The 10,851-nt window shown below is 73.6% G+C and carries 12 protein-coding genes; 3 read left to right on the plus strand and 9 right to left on the minus strand.

Annotated elements, in window-relative coordinates; all coding sequences use genetic code 11:
• Positions 1–55 precede the first annotated feature (55 nt).
• From ACLQ2U_RS11680 to ACLQ2U_RS11695, 4 genes are all read right to left on the minus strand, one after another.
• A complete protein-coding gene (locus ACLQ2U_RS11680; protein WP_425750610.1) occupies positions 56–952 on the minus strand; it encodes an aldo/keto reductase in 897 nt (298 codons plus the stop codon).
• Between the two features lie 80 nt (positions 953–1,032).
• Positions 1,033–2,247, minus strand: a complete 1,215-nt coding sequence (locus ACLQ2U_RS11685; protein WP_425750611.1) for an MFS transporter — start codon at positions 2,245–2,247, stop codon at positions 1,033–1,035.
• A 96-nt stretch (positions 2,248–2,343) separates the two neighbouring features.
• On the minus strand, positions 2,344–3,468 hold the full coding sequence (locus ACLQ2U_RS11690; protein WP_425750612.1) for an FUSC family protein: 1,125 nt from the start codon (positions 3,466–3,468) through the stop codon (positions 2,344–2,346).
• A 52-nt stretch (positions 3,469–3,520) separates the two neighbouring features.
• A complete protein-coding gene (locus tag ACLQ2U_RS11695) occupies positions 3,521–4,753 on the minus strand; it encodes an RNA-guided endonuclease InsQ/TnpB family protein (RefSeq protein WP_425750613.1) in 1,233 nt (410 codons plus the stop codon).
• 23 nt (positions 4,754–4,776) lie between these two features.
• On the opposite strand from ACLQ2U_RS11695, the gene tnpA reads away from it, so the two are divergent.
• Together tnpA and ACLQ2U_RS11705 are read left to right on the plus strand one after the other, a co-directional pair.
• Positions 4,777–5,193: an IS200/IS605 family transposase gene (gene tnpA, locus ACLQ2U_RS11700; protein ID WP_425750614.1), complete on the plus strand. Its 417-nt coding sequence runs from the start codon at positions 4,777–4,779 to the stop codon at positions 5,191–5,193.
• 202 nt (positions 5,194–5,395) lie between these two features.
• Positions 5,396–6,340, plus strand: a complete 945-nt coding sequence (locus ACLQ2U_RS11705) for an AraC family transcriptional regulator (RefSeq protein ID WP_425750615.1) — start codon at positions 5,396–5,398, stop codon at positions 6,338–6,340.
• Between the two features lie 29 nt (positions 6,341–6,369).
• Here ACLQ2U_RS11705 and ACLQ2U_RS11710 read toward each other — a convergent pair whose 3' ends face one another.
• Genes ACLQ2U_RS11710 through ACLQ2U_RS11725 form a run of 4 tightly spaced genes read right to left on the minus strand, consistent with a single transcriptional unit; the run spans position 6,370 to position 8,842 of the window.
• Positions 6,370–6,795 carry an NUDIX domain-containing protein gene (locus tag ACLQ2U_RS11710; protein WP_425750616.1) on the minus strand — a complete coding sequence of 142 codons (426 nt, stop codon included), beginning with the start codon at positions 6,793–6,795 and terminating at the stop codon, positions 6,370–6,372.
• A gap of 50 nt (positions 6,796–6,845) precedes the next feature.
• The gene (locus ACLQ2U_RS11715) at positions 6,846–7,322 is read right to left on the minus strand and encodes a cupin domain-containing protein (RefSeq protein WP_425750617.1); all 477 of its coding nucleotides are present in this window, start codon (positions 7,320–7,322) and stop codon (positions 6,846–6,848) included.
• Between the two features lie 25 nt (positions 7,323–7,347).
• Positions 7,348–7,821, minus strand: coding sequence for an RrF2 family transcriptional regulator (locus tag ACLQ2U_RS11720; protein WP_425750618.1), 474 nt, complete (start codon positions 7,819–7,821; stop codon positions 7,348–7,350).
• A 16-nt stretch (positions 7,822–7,837) separates the two neighbouring features.
• On the minus strand, positions 7,838–8,842 hold the full coding sequence (locus ACLQ2U_RS11725; protein WP_425750619.1) for an adenosine deaminase family protein: 1,005 nt from the start codon (positions 8,840–8,842) through the stop codon (positions 7,838–7,840).
• A gap of 452 nt (positions 8,843–9,294) precedes the next feature.
• Between ACLQ2U_RS11725 and ACLQ2U_RS11730 the strand changes: the two genes are divergently transcribed.
• Entirely contained in the window at positions 9,295–9,903 is a 609-nt protein-coding gene (locus tag ACLQ2U_RS11730; protein ID WP_425750620.1) for a glycine zipper family protein, read from the plus strand.
• A 186-nt stretch (positions 9,904–10,089) separates the two neighbouring features.
• On the opposite strand, the gene ACLQ2U_RS11735 is transcribed toward ACLQ2U_RS11730, so the two are convergent.
• A complete protein-coding gene (locus tag ACLQ2U_RS11735; RefSeq protein WP_425750621.1) occupies positions 10,090–10,716 on the minus strand; it encodes a DedA family protein in 627 nt (208 codons plus the stop codon).
• Between the last annotated feature and the right edge of the window lie 135 nt (positions 10,717–10,851).

Consider the following 10,851-nt stretch of genomic DNA (forward strand, 5'->3'; position numbering starts at 1 on the left):
GCACCATTTCCTGGCAGTCCGCTACGAGCCGGGTGAACGCCGGCTGGGCGGGTGGTCAGCCGAGCGCGGCCAGCTCCTCGGCGGTCAGCCGCAGCGCGCCGGCCGCCACGTTCTCCGCGACGTGGTCCGGGTTGCCGGTGCCGGGGATGGCCAGCACGTGCGGCCCCCGGTGCAGGGTCCAGGCGAGGCGTACCTGCTGCGGGGTGGCGCCGTGGGCGGCCGCGACGGCGCGGACCGCTTCGGCGTGCTCGGCGCAGGCGCCGGCCTCCCGGTTCGCGCCCGCCAGGGCGAAGAAGGGTACGAACGCCACGCCCCGCTCGCCGCACTCGCGCAGCAGGGCGTCCTGGTCGCCCCGGTTGTCGATGGCGTAGTTGTTCTGCACGCAGACCACCGGGGCGATGGCCCGCGCCTCGTCGAGGTGGTCGAGGCGGACGTTGGACAGGCCCAGCTGCCGGATCAGCCCGGCCTCGCGCAGCTCGGCGAGGGCGCCGAAGGACTCCGCGACCGAGTCCCGGCCCGGCCGCTTCACGATCCGCAGGTTGACCAGGTCGAGGTGGTCGCGGCCGAGCCGGCGCAGGTTCTCCTCGACCTGGGCGCGCAGCTGGGCCGGGCCGGCCGCCTCGACCAGCCCGGTCGCCGGGTCGTACGCGAAGCCGACCTTGGTGGCGATCACCAGGTCGTCCGGGTACGGGGCGAGCGCGGCGCGGATCAGCTCCGTGGCGTACCGGGCCGGGCCGGTGCCGACGTTCAGCGTGCCGCCCGGCGAGACGTAGAAGGCGGCGGTGTCGATGTGGTCGACGCCCAATTCGACGGCCCGGCGCAGCACGCGGATCGCCCGGTCGGCGTCGGGGTGGGCGGTGATCCGCATGGAGCCGAAGCCCATTCGGCGCACGGTGCGGTCGCCCAGGGTCCAGCTGCCCGCGGCGGCCGCGGTGATCTCTTCGGTAGGCATCCGGCGACCCTAGCCAGCGGCGGTGCGGTGCGCAGTCGGCCGCGCACCCGATACCGGAAACGGCCGTTCACCGATATGTTCTATGCAGTGGAGCGGTCCGCCGGCGGGCGGATCACCGACACCAGCGCCAGGGTCGGGAGCAGCAGCACCGGCACCACGAGCAGCGCGTGCAGCGTGCCCACCCGGTCGCCGAGCAGGCCGAGCAGCGGCGGTCCGGCCAGGAACGACGTGTAGCCGATCATCGCGACCACGCTGACCCGGGCCGGCGCCCGCGCCTCGTCATCGGCGGCGGCGCTCAATCCGACCGGGAAGCCGAGGGAGGCGCCGAGCCCCCAGAGCACCACTCCGACGATGGCCACCGGCCCGGAGCCGGCGAGCACCGCCAGGCTGGCGCCGACCACGGCGAGCAGCATCGTGGCGAGCAGCACCGGGACCCGTCCCCACCGGTCGATGGCCGCGGTGCCGGCGGTCCGCCCGACGGTCATGCTGGCGACGAAGACGGCGAAGACGGCGGCGCCGGCCGCCTCGCTGACGCCGTACCCGTCGACGAAGGCGACGGCGAGCCAGTCGTTGGCGCTGCCCTCGGTGAAGCCCATCACCAGCACCAGCAACCCGATGAGCAGGGTCCGCGGCTCCCGCCAGGCGGCGAGCAGGCCGCCGCGACGGCCGGCGGGAGTGTCCCCGGTCGGCGCCGCTGCGGGCAGGAACGCCCGAGCGCCCAGCACGGTGCCGCCGAGCACCACCGCGGCCAGTACCGCCAGGTGGGCGGTCACCGGCAGGCCGAGCCGGGCGGCGCCCGCGCCGATCCCGGCGCCGGCCACCGAACCCAGGCTCCAGGCGGCGTGGAAACGGGGCATGATGGTGCGCCCGAGCCGCTTCTCGACAGCCGCGCCCTCGACGTTCATCGCCACGTCGCAGGTGCCGGAGCCGTAACCGAGGGCGAAGAGCCCCACCGCCACGCCGGGCAGCGAACCGGCGAGCCCGCCGGCCAACCCGACCCCGGCCAACCCGACCGCCACGAGCACGGTGGACAGCACCACCGTGCGGGCCGCGCCGAGGCGCTGGGTGACCAGCCCGGCGGTGGTCAACGCCAGCACCGCGCCACCGGACATGGCGAGCAGCAGCAGGCCGAGGCGGCCGGCGCTGAGCCCGAGCGCCTCCCGGACCGCGGGGACCCGGGAGAACCAAGTGGCCACGGCGAGGCCGTTGAGGGCGAAGACCACCGCGACGCCGGTGCGGGCGGCGAGCACCGTCCGGGGTACGGCGGTGCTCTCCTGGGTGACGGCTGCGCTCACGTGGTGCGGTCCTTCCGGGGGTACGACGTCCTCGCCGTCGATCACACACCCGATCCGTCACGACCACAAGCCAGATGCGCTCCTTACCACTGCTGGTCAGAGCGCGGGCAGGCCGAGCGCCTCGTCCACCCGGGCCAGCACGGCCGCGTCGTCGTCGGCGCGTACGCCGCGCAGCAGGTCGATGGCGGTGGCCCGGATCTGCCCGACGATCATCACCAGCGGCAGGCTCTGCGCCGGGGCGAAGAGCCGGCCGGCGATGCGGACCGACTCCAGCGCGGCGGTGTCGGCGCGCTCGGCGTGCCGGTCGGCGACCTCCTCCGCGCCGTCCAGGTCGGCGGCGAGGGCCTCGCCGGCGGCCCGGACCGCCTCGGCGAGGAAGCGCAACGCCGCGCCGAGGTCCGGCGGGACCGGGGTGGGCAGCCGGCTGAAGGTGACCCCGGCCCGGGCCAGCACCCGGACGTTGCGGACCGCGTAGTCGAGCTGGCCGATCGAGGCGTCGACCGTGCGCAGCCGGCCGATGTGCCGGCGCCGCCGGACGTTGAGCCGGACCGCCTCCCCGGCGGCGAGGACCGCGGTGCGCAGCCGCTCCACCCCGGCGTCGAGCTGCCGGGCCCGCTCCAGCGCGTCCACGGCGGCCGGCTCGTCGTGTTCGTCGAGCGCGGTGGCGACCGTCTCCAGCGCCTCGGCCAGCCCGTCATAGGTGCGCCGGAACTCGGCGACCAGCGGGGCGAGCGGCCGCCGGGCGTCGAGCAGCTGGCTGGCCACCACCGCCACCCCGCCGCCGATCAGCGCGTCGACGAACCGGAACGGCACCAGCGACTCGGTCGGCGGCGCCACCACCACCAGGTAGAGGGCGGAGACCGCGGCCTGGACCACGGAGACGGTGCTCGCGCCGATCGCCACCGCGAGGGCGGTGGTCAGCAGGATGACGGTGAAGACCGTCCAGGTGGTCCGCAGCCCGAGGGCCTGGATCACCAGGTCGGCGACGAGGACACCGGCGGCCACCCCGAGGACCACCTCGACCGCCCGGCGGACCCGCTGCCCCCGGGCCTGGCCGAGGACGATCAGCGCGGCGGCCGGGGCGAAGAACGGCTGCGGGTGCCCGACCAGCCGGGCGGCCAGGATCCAGGCGACGGTCGCCGCCAGGGTCGTCTCCACCACCGGCAGCCAGCCCTGCCGCAGCCGGCCGGTGGACTCCCGGAACCAGCTCCACCGGACCATGCCGCCTCCTCCACCCGCGCGGACCGGCCCCCACCTTGACGTTCTCTCCGACCTAACGGGGGGAGATTCCCTCCACGCTGCGCGTGGCACACGCGGCGTCCGGGTGGATTCCTGCTTCTCGGCGCGGCGCCGGCACGCGGGCCGGTCTTACCTGCGCTCCACAGGCGTTTGAGTTGTCCCAGCGTCCCTGGGCCAACACGTTTCTGGCTGCGTTGACGTCTCGGTCGTGGACCGCGCCGCACCCGCAGGTCCACGACCGGACGGACAGCGGTTTCGGGCCGTCGAGCCGGCCGCACGCCGAGCACGTCTGCGACGTGGGAACAAACCGATCGATCCTCGCGAAGGCACGCCCGTACCGGGCGGCCTTGTACTCCAACATCGCCGTGAACGACGCCCACCCGGCATCGTGCACGGATCTCGCCAACCGGGTGCGGCCGAGACCAGCGACGCACAGGTCCTCCACGTACACCGCTTGGTTGTCGCGGATGATCCGTGTGGAGAGCTTGTGCTGCCAGTCCCGCCGGCTGTCGGCCACCCGAGCGTGGGCGCGGGCGACCTTGACCACGGCCTTCTTACGATTCGCGCTGCCCCGCTGCTTGCGGGACAGGTCCTGCTGCAACCAGCGCAGCTTACGCGCCGCCCGGCGCAAGAACCTCGGCGCGGCCACCTTTGTGCCGTCGGACAGCACCGCGAAGTGCGTAAGCCCAAGGTCGATACCCACCTCGGACTCCACCGGCGGCAGCGGTTCGTCGGTGCTCTGCACGACGAACGACGCGAAGTACCGCCCCGCAGCATCCTTGATTACAGTCACGCTGGATGGTGCTGCCGGCAAGGGACGTGACCAGCGCACCGGCACGTCCCCGATCTTCGGCAGCTTGAGCCGTCCGTTGTCCAGCACCTTGAACCGGGCGTTCGCGGCGAACCGGATGGCCTGCCGGTTGTCTTTGCGGGACCGGAACCTCGGCGCGGCCACCGTGCGCCCCTTGCGCCTGCCGCTGATCGAGGCGAAGAAGTTCCGGTACGCCATGTTCAGGTCCGCGAGAGCCTGCTGAAGCACGACCGCCGACACCTCACCCAGCCACGCCCGCTCCGGCGTCCGCTTGGCCAGGGTGATGACCCGCTTCGACAGCTCACCATCCGACATATACGCCTCGCCCGCCTCGCGGGCATGCTGACGTGCGCGCAGCCCGTCATTGAACACCACCCGCGCGCACCCGAACGCCCGCGCCAGCGCGTCCCGCTGGCCCGGCGTCGGGTACAGGCGGTAGTTGTACCGGAGCTGCACGTTGGACAGTCTACCATTGGTTTATGGCCGATCGTGAAACCATTCGGACTGGCAGGCACTGCATATTCACCCTGCATGCTCATTTGGTTTTCGTGACGAAGTTCCGGCACAAGGTGTTCGCCGACCAACACCTTGCCCGCCTAGAGGAGATCATGCGGGCGGTGTGCGCCGACTTCGAATGCGAGCTGGTCGAGTTCAACGGCGAAGGCGAGCACGTGCACCTGCTGGTCAACTTCCCACCGAAGGTCGCCCTGTCGAAGCTGGTCAACAGCCTCAAGGGCGTGTCCTCGCGGCGAATGCGGCAGGAGTTCCCCGACCTGGTGTCCCACTACTACCGGGCCAACCGGCTCTGGTCAGGCTCGTACTTCGCCGGGTCCGTCGGCGGCGCACCCTTGACCGTCCTACACCAGTACATCGAGCAGCAGCACAGGCCCAGCTAGAGCACGCTCCGGCCTAGCCGGCCCCGCCACACGGCCTTCACCCCGCTCTGAAGTGCGGAGCACTGGCCGCATGTTGGTAGCCCGCCGGCGGGTCGGGACCGCCGGGCGCCTCGACCGCGTACCGCGCGACCAACCGGAACACCGCTGGACGCTGAATGGTTGTGGATCATTGAACCATTCGTGACCGCCTATGATCTCCACTGTGGATCTTCTGACCGGCCTGCTCGACGGGCCCCGCGCCCGGGGCGCGTTCCTGCTCCGCTCGCTGCTGGACCCGCCGTTCGCGCTGCGCATCGAGGACCGGGCGCCGCTTGCCGTGGTCGCCGTGGTCCGGGGCGCCGCCTGGGTGGTGCCGGACGAGGAAACGGCCGAGTTGTTGCATCCCGGTGACGTGGCGGTGCTGCGCGGCCCGGACTCGTACACCGTCGCCGACGACCCGGGCACCGCCCCGCAGGTGGTCATCCATCCCGGCCAGCGCTGCACCACGCTGCGCGGCGAGCCGCTGGCCGCCACTCCGTCGCTGGGCGTCCGCACCTGGGGCACCGGGGCGGCGGGTGACACGGTGCTGCTGACCGGGACGTACCAGCTGCCCGGCGAGATCAGCCGGCGGCTGCTCGCCGCCCTGCCGGCGCTGCTGGTGGTCCGGGCGGACGAGTGGCACAGCCCCCTCGTCGGGCTGCTCGCCGACGAGGTGGTGCGGGACTCCCCCGGCCAGGAGGCGGTGCTGGACCGGCTGCTCGACCTGCTGCTGATCGCCGCCCTGCGCAGCTGGTTCGACCGCCCCGGGGCGGCCCCCTCCTGGTACGCGGCGGCCGGCGACCCGGTGGTCGGGCCGGCGCTGCGGCTGCTGCAGAACGACCCGGCCCGGCCGTGGACGGTGGCGTCGCTCGCCGCCGAGGTGGGGGTGTCCCGGGCGGCGCTGGCCCGCCGCTTCACCGAGCTGGTCGGCGAACCGCCAATGACCTTCCTCACCGGCTGGCGGCTGAGCCTCGCGGCGGACCTGCTGCGCGAGCCCGAGGCGACCGTCGGCGCGGTGGCCCGGCAGGTCGGCTACGGCAGCCCGTTCTCGCTGAGCACCGCCTTCCGCCGGGTACGCGGGGTCAGCCCGCGTCAGCACCGCACCCAGGTCCCGGCCGAAGATCGGTAGCAGGGCGGTCGGGGTGGACGGGGCGCCGGTCAGCGGCCGGCGGTGACCAGGCCGGCGTAGTCGGGCGAGGCCAGGAAGCGGGTCAGCACCTCCACCGTCCCCGGCGTGTACGGCCGCCCGTCGAGGACCTGGTCGGCCGGGATGAAGACGATCGCCACGCCCTCGCCGAGCACCACGTCCTCCTGCCGGGCCCGGGTCGCGCCCCAGAAGTAGTGCTTGACCCGGCCCAGCTCGGGCAGCTCCTGGACGGCGAAGGGGCGCAGCCGACCGTCGGGGACCAGCCCGGTCTCCTCGTGCAGCTCCCGCAGGGCCGTCTGCTCGACGGTCTCCCCCGGCTCCCCGTGGCCGCCGGGGAGTCCCCAGACGTTCGGGTGGTGCGGGGCGTGTTCGTCGCGCAGCTGCAGCAGCAGCCGGCCGGCGGGATCGACCAGCAGCACGCAGGAGACGGGATGCATGAGGTGATCCTATTCCGGCGGCCCGACGCCCGGGCCGGGCCGCGCGTCCCTCAGGGGCGGTCCCGCCAGAGCGGGCTGTCGACGTAGTGGTTGTCGTAGCGCGGGCCGCTGGCGCCGATCTCCGCCGGGTCGGCCTCGCCGCGGTGGACCCGCTCCAGCAGCCGGTAGTAGTCGAACCGGTCGATGCCCGGGGTGAAGACCACCAGCACGTCGGCGGACTCGCCACGGGTCGGGGCGAAGGCGTGCGGGGTGCCCGCCGGCACGACCAGGAAGTCACCCCGGCGCAGCGTGCGGATCTCGTCGGCGACCAGCACGTCGAGGACTCCGTCGAGGACGAAGAAGGTCTCGGCGGCCCGGGTGTGCAGGTGCGGCGGGGCGCCGGGCGAGCCGCGGTGCAGGGTGGCCCGGTTGGCGGTCAGCGCGCCGCCGGTGTCGCCCGCGTCGCCGAGCAGGGTGATCAGGCTGGTCGGCCCGTCGGCGAGGACGGTGGCGTCGTCGGCGCGGACGTGCAGGGGTGCGGTGGTCATGGTGGTCACCTTTCGGGACGGTGGGTCAGGACAGGGCGAAGCGGTCACGGGTGTTGCGCGGGGTGTCCGGGTAGTGGCCCTCGACAGACGCGCGCAGGCCGGCGAGGGTCTGCCCGGCCAGCTCCCGCCGCCAGGCCAGGTCGGCCCGGCGCATGGCCTGCGAGATCAGGCAGGCCTGCCGGTAGTCGACGTCGGCGCTGCCCCCCGGTCCCTGGCGCAGCAGCTGCTCGCAGCGGAACGCCTCCTCCGGGCCCTCGATGGCGGTGACCACGTCGAGCAGGGTGATCTCCTCGGGCGGGCGGGCCAGCCGGAAGCCGCCGCGCGGGCCCGGGGTCGAGCTGAGGATCCCGGCCCGCACGAGAGCTTGGAGCTGCTTGTTGAGGTAGGCGGTGGGGAGCCCGTAGAAGGCGGCAAGCCGGGCCGCCGACACCGCCCGACCCGGCTCCAGCCAGGTCATGTTGAGGCAGCTGTGCAGCGCCCACTCGACGCCCTCGACCATCCTCATATTCTGGATATTACTTATCCAGGATAGATTCGGCAAACACTTCCCCGTATGCCCGCGCACCGACGTCGGCCAGCCACCGTCGGGTCGACGCGTCGCAGAGCGCCCCGGCCAGCCCCGCCCCGTACGCCGCCGCCGGCTCGACCCCGAGCCGGGCCGCGACCGCGTACTCGCCGGCGAGGGTGATGTCGAAGATCGCCGGGTCGTCGGTCGACACCGAGCAGCGCACACCGGCCGCGGCGAGCCGGGTCACCGGGTGCGGCCGGTCCGGCGCGGCGACGCCCAGCCGCAGGTTGGACGTGGGGGTCACGTCCAGCACGGTCCCCCGGTCGGCCAGCTCGGCGACCAGGTCGGGGTCGTCGACGGCGCGTACCCCGTGGCGCACCCGGACCGCCCCCATCGCCAGGACCTCGCGCACGGCCGCCGGGCCGGCCGCCTCCCCGGCGTGCGGGACGAACGGCAACCCGCCGTCGGCGGCGATCCGGACGGCCCGGGCGTACGGCACGGTCGGGAAGCGCCCCTCCGCGCCGGCGAGCCCGAAGCCGACCGCGCCCCGCCCGGCGAAGCGGGTCGCCACCCGGGCGGCCTCCTCGGCGAACGCGACGTCCTGGCCGCGGAAGACCTGCGGGGTCAGTCCGATCGCGACACCGAACCGGTCCCGCGCCTCGGCGGCGGCGTCGGCGCAGGCGGCGAGCACGTCCGCCCAGCCCGACGGCCCGCCGAGCCGCTCCTCGGCGTCCAGCACGGGTTCCAGGTACACCGCGCCGTGGCCGGCCGCCTCGGCCGCGTACGCCAGCAGGCTCCGCCGGTAGTCCTCCGGCGTGCGCAGACAGTCTGTCAGCGCGTTCCAGATGGCGATGAAGTCGTACAGGTCGGCGAAGGCGTACGACCCGTCCGGCGGCACGGGCGGCGCCACGCCGTTGCCGCGGGCGATCTCGGCGAGCAGCCCCGGCCGGACGGCGCCCTCCAGATGCACGTGGAGTTCGATCTTCGGCGAGCTCCGCTGGGCGGGGGTCATCGGTCTCCTCGGGTCGGTCGGGTCAGCGCACCGTCCACCCTGCCCGGAGCCGGGCACGCCGGCCTCCCCCAGGCGAGGGAGAACTGGCTCGGGGCAACCCATCAGAATATCTGTCGCGCGCATTTCCGGGCTCGGCCGAATGGGAGAGCGGGCCGGTAAGATCGGTGACAGCGTTGTGACTGATCGCTGACTGCTCGCAGTGAAGTGGATCACACACACTGTGCCCATGATTACGGGACCCGTACGCGGCAGGGCATGCCGCGTCGCGGTGTGCCGGCGCCCAGATCAGTTACCACCGCACGCCGCTGAAGGATTTCACCAGGGAGAGCGTGAAACTGCCAGGCCCACCGCGTCGGGCGCCCCCGTCGCCGGTGGTGCCGCGGCGCCCACCCAGGTCGCGCAGGGTCGCGAGCCCCGCTACATCCGCTCCTGGGTCTGCATGAGGTGACCCCATGGTCTTCGGAATCATCAGCGCCGCCGTCCACATCGCCTTCGGCGCCCTGCTAGGCGGATGGGCCGGCGGCACCCTCGGCCTGACCATCGGGGCGGTCGTCGGGCTGCTCGTCGGCGCCCCGTTCTGCTGGGCGATCGCCTCGGCCCGGGTGTACGGCCCGGACGTCCGCGGCGTCCTGCTCTTCGTCGTGGACCACAGCTGGAGCCTGCTGAACACGTTCGTCGGCGCGATCTACCTCGCCGCGCACCTGGTGGTCGGCCACCAGCTGGACCGGACCACCTCCGCGCGGACCTGCCGGGTCAACGTGGTGGATGGCGTCTCCCCGCGGTACGCCACCACGCTCGGCACGGTCTGCGCCGGCTCCACCTCGGGCATCCAGCGGCACGAGGACGTGCACATCCTCCAGGGCCGGCTGCTCGGCCCGCTCTACCTGCCGACGGTGGGCCTCAACTACGCGCTCTTCACCATCGCCCCGGTCTGGTGGCTCTGGCACGACCACACCAACGCCCCGATCAACCGCTTCGCCCGGTACTTCGAGATCGGCGTCTACCCGCACGTCTGGAACGAGGCCATCGCGTACCGGATCCAGGGGAAGCCGCCGCGATGACCGGCGACGGGCGCGGACCGATCGAGGCGGCCACCGCCGAGCTGGCGGCCTGGCTGGCCGGGCGGCGGGCGAGGACCTCCGGGTAACCTCATGATCAACGGGACACGACCGGGTCGTTTCCCGCCATGATCGTCTCCGCTTCGGCGGCGCCCTCCACCGCATGTCGTGTCGCTGACGTGCAGACGATCACGAGCAGGTGGGGCGGTCGCGTCGGGCCGCATCGCGGTGCCGCCAGAACCAGATCGCGATCAACAGCAGGAACACGGCGAGCAGCGCCTCGCCGCCCAGCCCGAGCCGCCGTTCCAGCAGCCGGTACGACGCCGCGAAGAGGTAGCCGAGCAGCGCGACGGTCACCGCCCAGATGGCGCCGCCGGTCAGGTTCGCCGCGGTGAAGGTGCGCTGCGGGATGCCGCTCAGCCCGGCCAAACCGGGCACCAGCGCCCGCAGCGCCGCCGCCCAGCGCCCGAGCACCACCGCGACCGCGCCCCGTCGGCGGACCAGGTCCATCGCGCGGCGCAGCTCCCCGGAGCGGACGAACCGGCGCGGGGTCCGGGCCAGCAGGCGGTGGCCGTACCGGCGGCCGACGAGGTAGCCGGTCTGGTCGCCGAGCGCGGCGCCGGCCAGGGCGGCGACCATCACCGCCCAGAGCGGCAGCCGCCCCTCGTGGGCCAGCACCCCGCCGACCAGCACCGCGACCTCCCCGGGCACGAGCAGGCCCAGGAAGGTCGACGCCTCCAGCGCGGGCAGCAGGAAGACCAGCGCCAGGACCAGGGCCGGCGGTAGTCCGACCAGCACGTCCAGCACCCGGTCCACCCGATGATTGTCGCCGGCCGGAGGCGATTTGGGCTCCGGTGCACCGATTTCCCCGATGATCAGAGTCCCGGCGGTTGGACCGGACGGCGGGCGGGGACAATGGGGGATCAACGGGCAGGCGCTGGTCAATGCGCG

This window comes from Micromonospora sp. DT47 (assembly GCF_049844475.1).
GTDB lineage: Bacteria > Actinomycetota > Actinomycetes > Mycobacteriales > Micromonosporaceae > Micromonospora.